Raw genomic sequence first — 17709 nt, 5'->3', positions numbered from 1 at the left:
GGTTCAATGATATCCCGTCTCATCCTCTTCGAACTGCGGTTCTGGAGCCGCCAGCCGCTGGTGTGGGTCTTTCTCGGCCTTGCGTTCGCCTTCGCATGCGCACTGGCGGTGTTCGAGAGCGGGGCGGAAGGCAGCCCCGGCATGGTGCACGTCAACTCGCCGCTCCATGTCTACGACCTCTACGCGAACCTCGCCTTCCTGTGGCTGCCCATGGTCACGGCCTTCGTGAACGCGACGGCCATTCGCGACTTCGCCCATCGAACGTCGGACATCGTGTTCAGCACGATGGTCACGCGCCGCCAGTACCTGATCGGCCGTTTCCTCGGCAGCACATTGGTGGCGCTCGCCCCCACCCTCGGTATCTCGGCCGGACTGGTCGTGGGCAGCTGGATACCGTACGGTGATGCCATCCGCTTCGGCCCGAACAGCTGGGTGGTGCACGGTCAGGCCTTCCTCTGGTTCGCCTTGAGCAGCATCCTGCTCCAGAGCGCAGTGATGTTCGCCGCGGCCACCTTCACACGGTCCACGGCAGCGGCGTTCGTCACCTCCATCGCCCTGCTGGTCATGAACGTGATGGCCACGGCCTACGCCACCGAGGTGGACAACGCGTGGCTCGCTTCGTTGCTCGATCCCTTCGGGGTTCAGGCGCTGGACGAGGTGACACGCTATTGGAGCGTTCACGACAGCAATACGTCGCACCTGCCGCTCACCGGCGCGCTGGCGCGGAACAGGCTGCTATGGTCGGCCATGGCGGTCTGCATCTTCCTCGTGGGCTATGGGCGGTTCTCGTTCTCGGAGCGCCGGACCAGTGCACGACCTGTCCCCGATGGGCCGACACCGCCCGCCATGACCGCAGAGCTGCCGGTGACCCGCCGTTCGTTCGGTGGCCTGCCCGATGCGAAGAGCTTCGGCCGGCTGTTGCGATCGGACCTTACCAGCATCGTTCGTTCGCCGGTCTTCTGGGTCATCGTCGGGCTGGGTCTGCTCATGTGCCTGGTGGCCTTGAGCGAAGTGGACCAGGCCTTCGGGAATCGCTCATGGCCGGTCACCTACAATATCACCGAGCTACTGCGGGGCCTATCCATGCTCTTCATCGTGGTGCTGATCACCTACTACAGCGGTGAGCTCTACTGGCGCGACCGGGACATGGGCCTGGATGGCATCGCGCATGCGCTGCCCGTGCGGTCGCGCCATCGGATACTGTCCCATCTCACCGCGGTGCTCATCGTGGGGGGGCTCGTCCTTGTCCTCATGTCGCTGGCCGGCATGGCCACGCAGCTGGCCATGGGCTACACGCGCCTCCAGGCAGGCCTCTACCTTGTCTCGTTCATCGGCCCAGGTCTGGTCGCGTTCGCGTTCTGGTGCATGCTCGCGCTCGCCGTCCAGATGGTGGTGCATCACAAGTACGCGGGCTTCGGTCTTTTCGTCGTGCTCTTCGCGGTGAACACGCTCATCTGGCGGTTCCTGAAGGTGGAGTCGAACCTGATCGTGCTCTATGGCTCGCCGAGGCTCTGGTATTCGGACATGAACGGGTTCGGACCCTTCCTCATGCCGTGGCTCTTCTTCAAGGCGTACTGGCTCGCCTTCGCGAGCGTGCTGTTCTTCGGGGGTGCGCTCCTCCTCGTGCGAGGCGGTGAGACGACCTGGCGCTGGCGATCGCGCATCGCGGGCGGAAGGCTGCGCAGGTCATGGCCGGTGGGCGCGGTCCTTTGCGGGGTATGGCTCGCGTTCCTGGGTCTGGGCCTCTACAACACCCGCATCCTGAACGAGCCGCACACGCGCCAGGATACGGAGGCCTTGCAGGTGGCGTACGAACGCACCTACAAGCCGATGTCGAACACAGCGCTTCCGCATGTCACCGCGGTGGACATCACCATCGATCTGGATCCGGAGGCGCGCGCCATCAGCTACCACGCGAAGATGACGCTCACCAACAAGGGACCACGTGCGGTGGACACGCTCTGGTTCGGTCCGCCCGACCGGATGAAGCTGCGTTTCGACATCCCGGGGGCCAGGGATGTATTGAACGATAGCGCGCTCTTCGTGCGCATGTTCCGCTTGGATGAACCGCTCGCAACGGGTGATAGCATCCGGATCGGCGTCGCCTCGGAATGGCGCCAGCAGGGCTTCGGGAACGACGTGGACTTCCTGGAGCTCGTGGAGAACGGCACCTTCATCAACAACAACGACCTGCTGCCCACGACCGGCTACCAGGCGGATGCGGAGCTGATGGACCCCGGTGCGCGCCGCAAGCACTCGCTGCCGCCGAACAGGCGCATGGATCCGTTGAGCGACGATCCTCACGACCGGCGCTTCTCCGCGGTGATGCCCTACGCCGATCACATCCGGTTCTCATGCACGATCGGCACCGCTCCGGACCAGACCGCCATCGCGCCGGGCGACCTGAAGCGGGAATGGCGGGAGAACGGAATGCGTTGGTTCCGCTACGAAAGCGCCACGCCCATCTTCAACTTCTGGTCGGTGCTGAGCGCGCGGTACCGGATCACGAGGGAAGAGGTCGATGGCGTGATGCTGGAGGTGTACCATCATCCGGAGCATGGCTCAAACGTGCAGCGCATGTTGAAGGCGATGCGGGATGCGATCGGATATGCGTCGTCCAACTTCTCGCCCTACCAGCACAAGGTGGCGCGCATCATCGAGTTCCCGCGCTACCGTGGCTTCGCGCAATCGTTCCCAGGCACCATGCCGTACAGCGAGGCCATCGGATTCATCACCGACCTGCGCGACACGGCCCGGATCGACATGGTCCACTACGTGGTGGCGCACGAGGTGGCGCACCAATGGTGGGGCCACCAGGTGCTGGGACCGCGCATGCAGGGCAGCACCATGATGAACGAGAGCATGGCGCAGTACACCGCGCTCATGGTGCTGGAGAAGGAGTACGGCCGTGCGGCCATGCGGAAGTTCCTCAAGTACGAACGCGACACCTACCTGCGCGGTCGCGGGAAGGAGGGCATCGGTGAACTGCCGTTGATGAAGGTGGAGAACCAGCAGCACATCCATTACAGCAAGGGCAGTGTGGTGATGTACGGGCTGAAGGACCTCATCGGCGAGGAGCGTGTGAACGCCGCCTATCGGGCCTTCGTGGACTCGTTCGCTTTCCAAGGCTCGCCCTATCCGACCACGCTCGATCTGTACCGCTCCTTGGAGGCTGTTACGCCGGACAGCCTGCGCTACCTGCTGGAGGACGGATTGAAGCACATCACCTTCCACCGCAACGCCGTGACCTCCACGAAGGCGGAGCGCAACGCGGACGGCTCATGGACGGTGGCGGCCGTGATCACCTGCGCCAAGCTCCACGCGGACCCGCTCGGCAAAGAGACCGAAGTGCCGATGAACGACTGGCTGGATGTCGCCGTGGAGCAGGAAAGCGGCGAAACGAAGCAACGCGTGCGGTCGCGTTCCGGGGAGAACTCGGTGCGCATGACCGTCCCACGGAAGCCCAAGGCCGTGGTGGTGGATCCCGATCACCTGTTCTTCGACAGGGAGGTGGAGGATGACCGGCGCGCGGTGGACTGACCCTCACTTCGTCCCGTACCGCGGATCGGGCCTCCATGGCAGCTTCTCCATGCTGATGGTACGAAGCGCACAGTGCCCGAACTCCTCCTCCACCACACCGGTCAGGCGGTACACACCGCGCCCACCGAAGGGATACCGCGCGGCCACCTGTGGGAACTGCGTGCTGTCCCAGAAGTCGCCCGCCGGATCGATGAAGCACCCGAAGCTCATGTAATTGCCCGTCTGCGTGGTGGTGGCCTTCACGTGGATCATGTAACCGAGCATCTCCACCGTTCTGCCCACACACGAGCTCATCTCCCGCGCTGGAATGCGGATGGTGCCCTCGCGCTGCCCTTCGCGCACAGTGGACAGTGCCACCGCGCGGGTCCCTCGCGCAACAGTGCCTTCGCTCGGGCCGTCGCGCTCAGTGGACAGTGGCGCCGCGCGGGTCTCTCGCACTACAGTGCCTTCGCTCGGGCCGTCGCGCTCAGTGGACAGTGGCGCCGCGCCGGGCGCTTGCGCAACAGTGCCTTCGCTCGGCCCTTCGCGCTCAGTGGACAGTGCCACCGCGCGGGTCCTTCGCGCAACAGTGCCTTCGCTCGGCCCTTCGCGCTCAGTGGACAGTGCCACCGCGCGGGTCCCTCGCGCAACAGTGCCTTCGCTCGACCCTTCGCGCTCAGTGGACAGTGCCACCGCCCGGGTCCCTCGCGCAACAGTGCCTTCGCTCGGCCCTTCGCGCTCAGTGGACAGTGCCACCGCGCGGGTCCCTCGCGCAACAGTGCCTTCGCTCGACCCTTCGCGCTCAGTGGACAGTGCCACCGCCCGGGTCCCTCGCGCAACAGTGCCTTCGCTCGGCCCTTCGCGCTCAGTGGACAGTGCCACCGCGCGGGTCCCTCGCGCAACAGTGCCTTCGCTCGACCCTTCGCGCTCAGTGGACAGTGGCGCCGCGCCGGGCGCTTGCGCAACAGTGCCCTCGCTCGGCCCTTCGCGCTCAGTGGACAGTGGCGCCGCGCGGGTCTCTCGCACTACAGTGCCTTCGCTCGACCCTTCGCGCTCAGTGGACAGTGGCGCCGCGCCGGGCGCTTGCGCAACAGTGCCTTCGCTCGGCCCTTCGCGCTCAGTGGACAGTGCCACCGCGCGGGTCCCTCGCGCAACAGTGCCTTCGCTCGACCCTTCGCGCTCAGTGGACAGTGCCGCCGCGCCGGGCTCGCACGCTACAGTGCCTTCGCTCGGCCCTTCGCGCTCAGTGGACAGTGCCACCGCGCGGGTCTCTCGCGCTACAGTGCCCTCGCTCGGCCCGTCGCGCTCCGTGGACAGTGGCGCCGCGCCGGGCGCTTGCGCATGGGCACTGTCGCGTGCTTGCTGGTGCGCAGGCACTGTGCGCGGATGGCTTTGTGCGTCGGCACTGTCGTGTGTCGGCTCCGTGCGCAGGCACTCCACTTGAACAAGGGTGAACGGATCGCACAGCGGGAAGCCGAGCAGGTCCAGCTCGTCGTAGGCATCGGCCAGCGGGTAGTGCTGCAGGTCGGGCAATCGGGGCTCTTCCACCCGGGTGACGAAGAGGTCGCCATCAGCGGTGACGCGCGCGGGCTGGTGCAGCAGCGTCAGGTCCCACAGCAGGTGCGGCTTGCTCTTGCCGGTGAAACGCAGCGCACCGGCACGGATCAGGATGCGCGCCTGTTCCACGGCCAGCGGCACACGCTTCAGCAGGTCCTGCAGGTCCGTGAAGGGGCCGTTGCGGCGGCGCTCGTTCAGGATCAGTTGAACGGTCCCGTTCTCGAGGCTCTTGATGTTGGCCAAGCCCAGGTAGATGAGGGGAGAGAGTGGGGAGAGTGGCGAGTGGCGAGCAGTGAGTGGCGAGTGGCGTGGGTGCATCTTACTCGCCACTCGCCACTCACTGCTCGCCATGCTGTGCAGAGAACAGAGCTCTTCACTGGTATTCACGCACGGCGCCTCGATCACGGCCCCGGCGCGCTTGGCCTCGTGCAGGTAGAACTCCGTGCGGTAGAAGCCGCCGAAGTTGTTGGCCACGCCCACCAGGAACTCCAGCGGGTGGTGCGCCTTCAGGTAGAGGCTCTGGTAGCTCTCCACCGCGTAGCTGGCGCTGTGGCCCTTCGCGAAGCTGAAGCTGGCGAAGCTCTGGATCTGCCGCCACACCTCCTCGGCCTCGCCGGGCGGATAGCCGAAGGCCCTGCAGTTGTCGAAGAACTTCCGCTCCACCAGCTTGAACTCCGGCCGGTCGCGGTAGCGGATGTTCATGCCGCGCCGCACCTGGTCGGACTCCTCCAGGTCAAGCCCGCCGTAGAGGTGCACCACCTTGATCACATCTTCCTGGTACACCATCACGCCGTAGGTCTCGGGCATGATCTCCAGCAAGCGCTTGGGCGCCTGCTTCACGCGCTCGGGATCGTTGTGCCGCAGCAGGTACTCGCGCATCATGCCGCTCTCCGCCACGCCCGGACGGATGATGCTGCTCGCCGCCACCAGCCCCAGGTAGTCGTCCACCTTCAGCTTCTTCAACAGCATCCGCATGGCCGGGCTCTCCACATAGAAGCAGCCGATGGTGTCGCCCTTGCGCAGCAGCTCCTTGATCGCGGGATCCTGCTTGAAGCGCGCGATGTCGTGGATGTCGATGTGGGGAGAAGAGGTGAATGGCGAATGGGAGTTGGTGAATGGAGGCGTGCTCTGCATTCCCCATTCACCATTCGCCAACTCCCATTCACCTCCCGTATTCGCGTTCACCAGCTCCACCGCATCCCGGATGTGCCCCAGCCCGCGCTGGCTCAGCAGGTCGAACTTGTGCAGGCCCAGGTCCTCGCACTCCAGCATGCTGATCTGCGTTACGGGAAAACCCTTCGGCGGACGGAACAGCGCCGCGAAGTGCGTCACCGGTTTCTCGGTGATCACGATGCCGCCGGCGTGGATCCCCAGGTGGTGCGGCATGCCGATCAGCTCCTTCGCGTAGCGCACCACCGCGCGCGCCACCTTGTCCAAATCGCCGCTCTTCGAATACGCGCTGGGCCGGCCGCGGGCGTAGTAGCCGTGGTCACCCTCGCTCAGCGCGTCGATCTCCGCCGGCGGAAGTCCCACGGCCTTGCCGAGCTCGCGTATGGCGCCGCGCCACTGGAACGTGGTATAGGTGGCGATCTGCGCGGCGTGGATCCCGCCCGCACGGCCGTCCGGCGTGTTGTACTTGCCGAACACGTAGCGGTACACCTCATCGCGGTCCTTCCAGCTGAAGTCGATGTCGAAGTCGGGCGGCTTCTTGCGCGCGGGGTTGATGAAGCGCTCGAAGTAGAGGTCCAGCTCCATCGGGTCCACGTCCGTGATCCGCAGGCAGTACGCCACCAGGCTGTTGGCGCCGCTGCCCCGCCCCACATGGAAGAACCCGCGACCGCGCGCGTGGTCCACGATGTCCTGGTTGATCAGGAAGTAGCTGATGAAACCCATGCGCTCGATCACGTCCAGCTCGTGGTGCATGCGTGCGAGGATCTTCGGCGTCACCTCCGGATACCGGTAGCGCAGGCCCTCGCGCGTGTCGCGGTGCAGCTTCTCACGGTCCGCCCGCGCACTGCCGGTGAAGGCCGCCCGCGTCTTGTCGCTGCCGTCGACGGCGATGCTACAGTCCTCCAGCAGGCGTTGCGCATTGCCCACCAACTGCGGGAAGTCGCGGTAGATGCTACGCACTTCCTCCTCGCTGTGGAACAGTTCACCGGCATCGGCCAGCTCCTCCTTCGGCAGCATGCTCACCACGGTGTTCTTCGCCACCGTGCGCAGCAGACGGTGGATGGTGTGGTCCTTCTTCGCACGGAACGTCACCGGCATCAGCGCAACGAGGTCGTTCATCCTGTTCCTCCACGGCGAGAAGGGCAGCCGCGTGAGGTCGGACGGCCTGATGCCCACGCGCTCGTTCGGCCGCAGTTGGTGTGGCGCGTGGGCGAAGGGGTGGATGAAGAACACGTCCTCCAGCTCGGGGGGCGCTCCGGCAAGGCCTCGTCATCCAGCAGGTGCGGGCTCAGCAGTTCGTTCAGCCGCTGGAAGCCATCGTTGTTCCGCGCCAGGCCGATGTACAGCAGCTTCGGCCCCTGCCGGAACTCGATGCCCGCCACCGGGCGCACGCCGTAACGCGGGGCGTCGCGCACCAGGTCGGGGATGCCCGCCGAGCAGTGGATGTCGGTGAGCGCGAAGGAGCGCACGCCCATCCGCGCCGCCTCCTCCAGGAGCGCATCGGGCTTCATCACCCCGTGGGTGAAGCTGAACCAGCTATGGCAGTTGATGAACATGGGGATGTCCGATCGGTGGCCGCCTGCGGGCTGTCCGCTTTGGCCGGCTCGCTGCACGCGGCAGCGCATCGGGCTCCGGGGCCTGCTCGTTCCTCGCAGTCTCCTCGCTCCGTGCGCCGCTCGCGCTTCGCTTCACCGGTCCGCCGCTTCCATCCCGGGCGGGCATGACGTTTTTCGCGTCGATCTCGCGACGGATAAGATAGCGCGCCTGCGGATCCTCAGCGACGCTCGGCAGGCAGCTGCGCCACCACCCACCCGGACGGCCCATGCCACAGCACCCGGGCGCCCTGCGCGATGGCCGCTTCCCAGTTGGTCGCCGGCGGCAGGTCCGCCCATTGCTCGGCAAGAGCGGCGGGGCGCACCACCACCAGCGCACCAGGCTCGAACCGCGCGATGCGGCCGTACCACAGCTCGTGCACGGCCACGCCGGGCACCTGCTCCATCAGTGGGCCGCCCATTCCGTGCGTGTACACCACCTGCGGCCGCAGCGCACGCACCACCCCCGCCAGCTCCCGCTCCTCGGCCGCCTGCCGCACAAAGGGCGCCATCGCCCGCACGAACAACAGCAGCTGCACCAGCGCCAGGGCCGTCACCACCATCCGGCGCGCCGCACCGCGCTCCTCCGCCCAGGCCAGCGCACGGCCGAACGCCGGGAACAGCGCGATCGCCGCGAACGGCTGCCCCAGTGCCAGCACCCGGTCGTTCTGGAAAGGCAGGCCCGCGAGCAGCAGCAGGTACGCCGCCAGAAGCACCAGCGCCAGCCGCACCGCCGGCACGCGCACATCGCTCCGCCGTACGAACGGCAGCACCAGCAGCCCTGCGGGCAACAGCCCGGGATGCACGAACACCCCGAGCACGTACAGCACGTTGGGCAGGGTGTAGCGCAGTACGCCGTCGTCCGACGTGTGCGTCCGTGCCACCATGTGCGGCACGGACCACTCCTGCAACGGGGTGCGCAGGGCCGGCAGGCCGGCGTTCGCCGCGATGAGGATGGCGCCGGCCAACGCCCCGATGGCCGCCAGCACCCACAGCCATCCGCGCCGGCCCGCCGGAAGCCCCCACGGCCAGGTCAACGCCAGCACCAGCACCAGCGGGGCACAGGCCGTGCGGAAGCCCACCGCCACAGCGCCCGCCGCCGCGGCCATCGCAAGGTCCGGCCACCGCCGTCGTTCGTTCCACAGGAGCGTGCACGCCGTGGCGATCAGCACGGCCGCCATCGCCGGCACGTCGCTCATCACCGTGTGGGCGTAGCGCAGCACGAAGGGGGCGCCACCGATGATCAACATCGCGTAGAGGCCCGGGGCGTGGCCCGGCCCGGCCTGGCGAAGGAGGATGCCGCGACCGGCGAGCACCAGGGCCACCCACGACAGGCCCGTCACCAGCCGCAGCGCCGCATGCTCCGCACCGAAAGCGCCGCCCAGCAACGCCCCCAGCAGGGGATACCCCATCGGGTGCTCCACCATCATCGGGCGCGGGGCACCCTGCGCCCAGGCCGTCCACTGCCGCGCCAGCCGCAGGTAGTCGTGCGCATCGGCCCCGAGAAGCCCCTCGAACCCGGCCATGCCGAGGAGAACGGCCAGCGCGGACCATAATGTGATCAGCACACCCGGCAGTGCCCAGGCCCGTACCTGCTCCCGCATCGCGCCGCCCAAAGTAGCATCCCCCCTCCGCGGCATCCGGTCGACCGGGCAACGTTCGCACGGGGCGCGCTGTCTTGGTTCGTAGTCTATCTTCGACGACCCCGCCCTGCCGACGTGCCGCCGATCCTGACCGAACCCCTCGGACCCGTCGTGGCCGGGCCTGCCACCGGCGACGACCGGCGTCGGGCCGGTGCCCTGTGCTCCATCCTGCGCACGCTGGCCTACTTCGACGTGTTCCGCCATCCGCTCACCAGCGCCGAGGTGCTGGCCTTCTCCTGCGCCGGCCGCCCGGCGCCGTCCGAGGTGGAGGACCTGCTGCAGGAGCTGCATCGCGATGAGGTGATCGCGAACGTGGGAGCGTACTGGGGCCTGCGCATCACCGAGACCGATGTGCGGGCGCGGCACGAGGATGCGAAGCGCGCCGAGGCACGCATGCCCAAGGCACGGCACATGGCCCGCCGCATCGCCCGCACCCCTTTCGTGCGCGCCGTGTTCGTCAGCGGAAGCCTCAGCAAGGGCCGCCTCGCGACCGATGGGGACATCGACTTCTTCATCATCACCGCTCCGGGCCGTCTCTGGCTGGCGCGCACCCTGCTCATCGCCTACAAGAAGCTCTTCCTGCTCAACAGCCGTCGCGATTTCTGCATCAACTACTTCCTGGACACGGACCATCTGGCCGTGGAGGACCGCAACCGCTTCACCGCCACCGAGGTGATCACCCTGCTGGGGCTTCACGGCAACGGTACACGCGATGCCTTTTTCCGAGCGAACCAATGGGCTTTCGAGCTGCTGCCCGCGGCCCGCGTGCCGCACGTTCCGGAGGTGGACGCCGGCGGCGAGGCCCGCAAGGCCTTCTGGGAGCGGCTGCTCGGCAGCGTCTTCGGGGAGATGCTCGACAACTGGTCCATGGCCCTCACCTGGCGCTATTGGCGCTGGAAGTTCAACGACATGGACCCCCGCACCTTCGACCTGGCCCTGCGCACGCGCACTTATGTGAGCAAGCATCATCCGCGCAACTTCCAGCGCCGCGTGCTCGACGCCTACCACGAACGGCTCCGCGACCTGGAGCTGCGTACCGGACGATCCCTGAGCTGACATGGCCCGGGTGCTGCTCACCAACGCCTACTTCCACCGCCTCGACCGCAAGCAGTGGCAGGACGCGCGCCCCTACCCCCCGCTCGGCACCCTGCTGGCCGCGGCCGTGCTGCGCGAGGCCGGTCACGCGGTGCATGTGCATGACAGCGGTCTCGCCCGCGGACCGGAGGACCTCCTGCCCGCCCTGGAGGCCCACGCACCCCGGGTGCTGGTGATCCAGGACGACGGCTTCAACTACCTCACCAAGATGTGCCTCACGGTGATGCGCGAGGCCTGCCTGCGCATGATCGGCCTGGGCAAGCAACAGGGCTGCCTGGTGGTGGTGAACAGTTCCGATGCGTCCGACCATCCCGAGCTCTACCTGAAGGCCGGTGCGGATGCCGTGGTGCTCGGCGAGAGCGAGGAGGCCCTGCGCGAACTGGTGGAGCACTGGTCCGCCGGAACGCCATGGCGGTCGGTGGCGAACGTGGCCCACCTCGGACCCGATGGGGATGTCCAGCGTACACCCAAGCGCCCCGTGATGCGCGACCTCGATGCGCTGCCCCTGCCCGCCTGGGACCTCATCGACCTGGCCCCCTACCGTCGCATCTGGATGCGCTCCCAGGGCCGCTTCAGCCTCAACGTGGCCACCACCCGCGGCTGCCCGTTCAAGTGCAACTGGTGCGCGAAGCCCATCTACGGCAACCGGTACAACAGCCGTTCACCCGAACACGTGGTGCTCGAGATGGAACTGCTCGGCGACCGGGCGGCCCCGGACCACTTGTGGATGTGCGACGACATCTTCGGCCTCAAGCCCGGCTGGGTGCAGCGCTTCGCCGACCTGGTCGAGGAACGCGGCGTGCGGATCCCCTACAAGATCCAGAGCCGGGTCGACCTGCTCCTGGAGAGCGACACCATCGATGCGCTGGTGCGCTCCGGTCTGGAGGAGGTGTGGGTGGGCGCGGAGAGCGGCAGCCAGCACATCCTGGATGCCATGGACAAGGGCACGCGCGTGGAGCAGATCGCCGAGGCCACCCGCCTGCTGAAGGCCAAGGGCGTGCGTGTCGGCTTCTTCCTGCAGTTCGGGTATCCCGGCGAGAGCGACGCCGACGTGGAGCGCACCATCCGCATGGTGGAGGACCTGATGCCGCATGACATCGGCGTTTCCATCAGCTACCCGCTCCCCGGAACGCCCTTCTTCGAGCGTGTGCGACCGGAGCTCGGCGACAAAGCCAACTGGAGCGACAGCGACGACCTGGCGATGATGTTCCGCGGCTCCCGCTCACCGGCCTACTACAAGCGGCTCCACCGCTACGTACATGCCCGATACCGCCGCCGTCAGGCCGTGCTCGCGCTCACACAGGCGCTCCGCGGAGGTCCGACCGATCTCCGCCGCGGGTTCTCCCTGCTCTACTACCAGCCCGCCGTATTGGTCAACCGCATCCGCCTCTCCGCCACGTGACCATGGACGCGTTCGATGCCGCCGCCGCCACATACGACGTCGACTTCACCGACAGTGCGGTCGGAAGGGCCCAACGTGAGCAGGTGTGGCGCGCACTGGCCCCCCTGCTGGCGGGTCCGTCCCTGCGGGTGCTCGAGCTCAACTGCGGCACCGGTGCCGATGCCGTTCACATGGCGCAGGCCGGTCATACCGTGCTGGCCACCGACCGCAGCCCGGCCATGATCGCCGCCACCCGGGTCCATGTCCAGCGCGCCGGGCTCGCCCAACGGGTGCGCACCGCCCCGCTCGATCTGACGGCTCCGGCACTGCCCGAGGCAGAAGGTCCATTCGACCTCGTGCTCTCCGACCTCGGCGGGCTCAACTGCATCGATGTGGACGACCTTGGGCGCGTTGGGCGCTTCGTCGCATCCGTGCTCCGTCCCGGAGGCCGGTTCGTCGCGGTGCTGATGGCCGACCGCTGCCTGCTCGAAACGACCTACTTCCTGCTGCGAGCGCGGCCATCATCGGCCTTTCGGCGATGGACCCGGAAGGCCATCAACGTCCCCGTGGGCGGTGGCACCGTGCCCACCTGGTATCATCCCCCGTCCACCCTCCGGCAGGTGTTCGGGCCGTCGTTCATCCTGGAGGACCTTCGGCCCATCGGTCTGTTCGTACCTCCTGGATACCTTGAACCGCTCGTGCGGCATCGGCCCCGCCTGCTTCACCTGTTGGGGCGCATGGACCGGTACTTTTCTCGGGCATCCGGCCTTGCGCGCCTCGGTGATCACGTCCTCATCCAGTTCCGCCGCAGCGCATGAAGGTGCTCCTCGCCCACGGCTATTTCCTCCATGAGGATGCGAAAGAGCGCGCCTTGATGCGCCCCTACCCGCCCCTCGGCCTCCTGTACATCGCCGGTCACCTTCGCGACGCAGGGCATGAAGTGCTCGTGCACGACAGCACCTTCAGCACCCTTGAAGGGCTTTTACAGCGGATCCGCACGGAACGGCCCGGCTGCCTGGGCCTGTATGTCAACCTGATGACCCGGGCGAACATCGTGCGCATCATCGGCCGCGTCCGGCAGGATCCCGCATTGCGGTCCGTGAGGATCGTGCTCGGCGGCCCGGAGACACGGGCCCATGCGGAACGCTTCCTGCGGCATGGTGCGGACGCCTGTGTGGTGGGCGAGGGCGAACGCACCATGGCGGAGCTGGTCCACGCGTTCACGGCCGGGCGCACCGCTCTGGAGGGCATCGACGGAGCGGTATGGCGCGACGCGCAGGGCACCGTGCACCACAATGCCGAGCGCGAAAAGCTCAAGGACCTTACCGGATCGTCGCTGCCAGCGCGCGACCTCATCGACATGCGCGCCTACCTCGAGGCCTGGCGGGGCCGGCACGGTTACAGTGCCATCAACGTCAGCACCATGCGAGGGTGCCCGTACACCTGCCGCTGGTGCAGCAGGGGCGTCTACGGCCTCAGCTACCGCCGCCGCCCCGTGGAAAAGGTGCTCGATGAACTGGCGGACATCCAGCAGCGCTATGTCCCGGACCGGATCTGGTTCGTGGATGATGTGTTCACCGTGAACCATCGCTGGCTCCAGGAATTCGTGGACGGGCTCGAGGAGCGTGGTCTGCAGATCAGCTATGAGTGCATCACCCGCGCCGACCGGATGAACAATGCGGTGATCGACCTGTTGAAGCGGAGCGGCTGTGTCCAGGTGTGGGTGGGCGCCGAGAGCGGCAGCCAGGCGGTGATCGACGCCATGGACCGCCGCGTCGATGTGCAACGCGTGCGCGACATGATCAAGGCCGCGCGGGCCGCGGGCATCGGAACGGGCACCTTCATCATGCTCGGTTATCCCGGTGAACGCGAAGAGGATATCCTGCGCACGGTGGAGCACCTCAAGGAGAGCTCTCCGGACGTGTTCACGATCACCGTCGCCTACCCCATCACCGGCACGGAGCTCCATGCGCAGGTGGAAGCCGACCTGGAGCACCCCCTTCCTTGGGAACTGGGCAGCGATCGCGAACTCGACTTTCCGCGGGCCTATCGCAAGCCCTACTACGGCCATGCGGTGCGCTACGTGGTGAACGAAGTGGAGTGGCACAAGGCACGAGAAGGCGGCCGACGCACATCCCCTCGCGCGCTCCGCCACAAACTGCGCGCGTGGAGCGGTCGTGCCGGTATGCTCCTCTGGCGATCCCTGTCCTGATGAGCACGGGGGATGCGATCGATGGCGGAGCGGCGTTCGATGCGGTCGTCCATGGTGTTGCGCTGCTAGAGGATCCAGGTCCGTTCGGGGACCTGTACAACCGTGCGCGCGGGCTGGAGGGGCGGCTCCTGGATGATGCCCTTGTCGCGCGTTTACCGCAGGTCATGGCCGGAAAGCACAACGCTGAATGGCGCGTACGGACCCGCAGCGCGCAGCGGTTGCTGGATCATCTCGCACGTACCGGAAGGCCGCTGAAGGTGCTCGATGTCGGCTGCGGCAACGGCTGGCTATCCGCCCTGCTCGCACGAGCGGGCCATATAGTGCTTGGCATCGACCGCCACTTGCCGGAGCTACAGCAGGCTGCGCGCGTCTTTCCCGACGGCCCCCGCTTCGCCCTGGCCGACCTCTTCAACCCCGCGCGTGACGACCGCCGCTTCGATGTCGTGCTCTTCGCCGCCAGCTTCCACTACTTCCCTGATGCCCTGGTCACCCTCCGCCGCGCATGCGCCCTGGCGCCGGGTGGCGAGGTGCACGTGATGGACAGCGTGCTCTACGCGGACCTTGAGGCAGCCCGGGCCGCCCGGTCGCGTTCCGCCACCTACTACGCGCAGCTCGGCGTGCCGGAGCTCGCTACCCAATATCACGCTCACGCGCTTCAGGAGGTGCAAGCCGCGGGCCCCTTGACCGTTCTTCGGCGACCCGGCGGATGGAACGCCCTCGTGGACCGGGTCCACGGTCTTCACGATCCTTTCCATCACCTGGTGTGCGTCGTTCCCGCTCCTGGTAGGCGCTCTTGGAGCCGTTCATGGGCGACCGGTCCGCCGGGCGGCGCCTGAGCCCAAGCCCTGGGTCATGGCTTCAACCACCATCGGTGCAACCTCCCCCGACTGGACAATGTCTTGGACCATCCCTACCTTCCTGCTCCCCGTCCCCATCACCATGCGTACCGTCACACTGGCCTGCACAGTACTTCAGTTCCTGTTCGTGTCCGCCCAGGACGAGGTGATCGTACCCTTCGGCGCCACATGGAAGTATCTCGATAACGGATCGAACCAGGGAACAGCGTGGTCCTCGACCGCATACAACGATGCGGCCTGGGCCAGCGGCCCGGCGCAACTGGGCTATGGCGAAGGCGACGAGGCCACCGTGATCGGCTATGGACCCAACCCGAGCTCGAAATACCGCACGAGCTATTTCCGCACGACGCTCTCCGTGCCGAACGCAACGACCTTCGGGGGGTTCAGGGTACGGTTCATCCGCGACGATGGCCTGATCATGTACGTGAACGGAACAGAGGTACTGCGCAACAACATGAACCAGGGGGCGCAGTCCTACACCGCGTTCTCCTACTCGGGGATCTCAGGGTCCGACGAGTCCAGGGTATACGAGCACCTGATCCCCGCAGGCCCTTTCGTCAACGGGTCGAACACCATCGCCGTGGAGGTGCATCAGGACGATCCCGCCTCCAGTGACGTCAGCTTCGACATGGAGATCACCGCCATGGACGGCACACCCGGCGTTTATAGCGAACCCTATCTGCAACAGGCGTCGCCCACGAGCATCAAGGTGCTTTGGAAGACCGATTCACCCTGCCTTTCCAAAGTCCGGTACGGACTTCAACCGAACCTGCTGGACATGGAGGTCACAGGAGGGGCTCCCGTCCTCGATCATGAGGTCCAGGTCAATGGCCTCACTCCCGGCACCAACTACTACTACACCGTGGGCACACCGACCGCGGACCTTACCCCCGCCGGCGACCCGTCCTACAGTTTCCGAACGCTGCCCGCCCCCACCATCGCCTCCCCTGTGCGCATTTGGGTCACCGGGGACCAGGGCACCGGCTTCGCCGAACAGCTGGCCGTGCGCGATGCGTATCTCGCCTACGCCGGTGCGAACGGTGCGGCCGATGCCTGGTTGACGCTTGGCGACAACGCGTACCTCCAAGGCCGCGAGGCCGAGTTCCAGGTCAATATCTTCAATGGCGTGTACGGAGCCATCCTCCGCAACACCTGTCTGTGGCCCGTACCCGGGAACCATTACTATTACTCCGGAGCGAGCGCGGCCACGCAGACCGGGACCTATTACTCGCTCTTCGCTCCGCCCACGAGCGGACAATGCGGTGGCGTACCCTCCGGGACCGAATCCTACTACAGCTTCGACATCGGCAACGTGCACATCGTCTGCTTGGACAGTTACGGCGTGTCCCGTTCGGCCGCCGGTGCCATGGCGCTGTGGCTGCAGCAGGACCTGGTCCAGGCGGAGCTCCTGAGCGACTGGATCATCGTGGCCTTTCACCACCCGCCGTACACCAAGGGCTCGCATGACAGCGACAACATCTCGGACAGCGGCGGGATCATGTTCGATATGCGGCAGACCTTTCTGCCGATCCTCGAGGCCCATGGCGTCGATCTGGTGCTGTGCGGGCACAGCCATGTGTACGAGCGCTCCTTCCTGATCGATGGTCACCACGGTACCTCATCGACATGGAACGCGTCGACGATGCGCAAGGATGGTACATCCGGCAATGCGAATACCACGGGCGCCTACCAGAAACCCGGGGACCTCGAGCCCCATGCCGGAACCGTGTACGCCGTGTGCGGGGTCAGTGGGAAGCGGGCCAGCGGTGCGTCCCTCAACCATCCGGCGATGTACATGAGCACACAGGGGCACTGGGGTTCGCTCCTCCTGGACGTCCACGGCGATTCGCTGCGGATGCGGTTCATGAACTCCACAGGGGCCATGGTCGACCAAGTTGATATCCACAAGACGACCGGCACCCTACGCGTCCAGGCACGCACCCTGCTGGATGGCCCTTATGATCCCGGCACCGGCCTGATGGCCGACCAGCTCCGCTCCGCCGGTCTCATCCCCCTCACACATCCGCATACCGGTTTGTTCACGCCTGTGGGTCCGAGCCCGGAGGCCGTCCTTCCGTCGGTCCTCGCGACCTCGGGTCCGGATGCCATCGTGGATTGGGCCTTCATGCAGCTGCGCAGCGCCATCGACCCGACCACGGTGGTGGCCGCGTGCTCCGTGCTGATCCAACGGGATGGGGACCTCGTCGATGTGGACGGCAGTTCCCCGGTCGAGTTCACCGCCCCGATGGACCGCTACCACATCGCCGTGCTGCATCGGAACCACGTCGGCATCATGACCGCAGCACCGGTCCTGCTCGACCACGGCGTGAAGGCCGTCGACCTCAGCCTGCCGAGCACGGCCGTCTGGGGTGTCGGAGCGCGAAAGGACCTTGGAACAGTGCAGACCATGTGGTCGGGCGATGGACGGAAGGACGGCCAGCTGCGCTACATAGGTTCGCAGAACGACCGTGATGCGATATTGGTGCGCATCGGAGGCCTTGTCCCCACGCAGGTGGTCCCCGGGTATCTGCCCGAGGACCACAACCTGGACGGTTCGGTGCGCTACGTCGGCGCGCAGAACGATCGGGACCCGATCCTGCAGAACATCGGTGGCACCCTGCCCACGGCGGTGAGGGCCCAGCAGGTCCCATAGGGAAGGGCCGCCCGACGTCGCGTGCGGCCC

General features: G+C 66.7%; 10 protein-coding genes. 7 read left to right on the top strand and 3 right to left on the bottom strand.

The genetic code is table 11. The features are described from left to right. Positions 1–6 precede the first annotated feature (6 nt). Positions 7–3540 (top strand): hypothetical protein, encoded by a 3534-nt coding sequence (locus IPJ87_02920; protein MBK7940820.1) that lies wholly within the window; start codon positions 7–9, stop codon positions 3538–3540. Positions 3541–3543: 3 nt separating this feature from the next. On the opposite strand, the gene dnaE is transcribed toward IPJ87_02920, so the two are convergent. The 3 genes from dnaE to IPJ87_02905 all read right to left on the bottom strand — a co-directional run bounded on the left by dnaE (position 3544) and on the right by IPJ87_02905 (position 9442). Next, positions 3544–7365 (bottom strand): DNA polymerase III subunit alpha, encoded by a 3822-nt coding sequence (dnaE, locus tag IPJ87_02915; GenBank protein ID MBK7940819.1) that lies wholly within the window; start codon positions 7363–7365, stop codon positions 3544–3546. Next, the gene (locus IPJ87_02910; protein MBK7940818.1) at positions 7362–7802 is read right to left on the bottom strand and encodes a PHP domain-containing protein; all 441 of its coding nucleotides are present in this window, start codon (positions 7800–7802) and stop codon (positions 7362–7364) included. The genes dnaE and IPJ87_02910 overlap by 4 nt, the downstream gene beginning before the upstream one ends. Before the next feature lie 218 nt (positions 7803–8020). Then, entirely contained in the window at positions 8021–9442 is a 1422-nt protein-coding gene (locus IPJ87_02905) for a hypothetical protein (protein ID MBK7940817.1), read from the bottom strand. 114 nt (positions 9443–9556) lie between these two features. Between IPJ87_02905 and IPJ87_02900 the strand changes: the two genes are divergently transcribed. The 6 genes from IPJ87_02900 to IPJ87_02875 all read left to right on the top strand — a co-directional run bounded on the left by IPJ87_02900 (position 9557) and on the right by IPJ87_02875 (position 17679). Beyond that, the gene (locus IPJ87_02900; protein ID MBK7940816.1) at positions 9557–10537 is read left to right on the top strand and encodes a hypothetical protein; all 981 of its coding nucleotides are present in this window, start codon (positions 9557–9559) and stop codon (positions 10535–10537) included. 1 nt (position 10538) lies between these two features. Next, complete coding sequence (locus tag IPJ87_02895) at positions 10539–11978, top strand: B12-binding domain-containing radical SAM protein (protein MBK7940815.1); 1440 nt, start codon at positions 10539–10541, stop codon at positions 11976–11978. Between the two features lie 2 nt (positions 11979–11980). After that, the gene (locus IPJ87_02890; protein ID MBK7940814.1) at positions 11981–12775 is read left to right on the top strand and encodes a methyltransferase domain-containing protein; all 795 of its coding nucleotides are present in this window, start codon (positions 11981–11983) and stop codon (positions 12773–12775) included. Then, positions 12772–14169, top strand: coding sequence for a B12-binding domain-containing radical SAM protein (locus IPJ87_02885; GenBank protein ID MBK7940813.1), 1398 nt, complete (start codon positions 12772–12774; stop codon positions 14167–14169). Before IPJ87_02890 ends, IPJ87_02885 begins: the two co-directional genes overlap by 4 nt. Further along, positions 14169–15005: a class I SAM-dependent methyltransferase gene (locus tag IPJ87_02880; GenBank protein MBK7940812.1), complete on the top strand. Its 837-nt coding sequence runs from the start codon at positions 14169–14171 to the stop codon at positions 15003–15005. Before IPJ87_02885 ends, IPJ87_02880 begins: the two co-directional genes overlap by 1 nt. Before the next feature lie 103 nt (positions 15006–15108). Further along, entirely contained in the window at positions 15109–17679 is a 2571-nt protein-coding gene (locus IPJ87_02875; protein ID MBK7940811.1) for a metallophosphoesterase family protein, read from the top strand. Positions 17680–17709 lie beyond the last annotated feature (30 nt).

The organism is Flavobacteriales bacterium (assembly GCA_016713875.1).
Taxonomy (GTDB): domain Bacteria; phylum Bacteroidota; class Bacteroidia; order Flavobacteriales_F; family PHOS-HE28; genus PHOS-HE28.
Note: the sequence above shows the minus strand (reverse complement) of the source record. Positions and strands in the feature narration are given on the sequence as shown.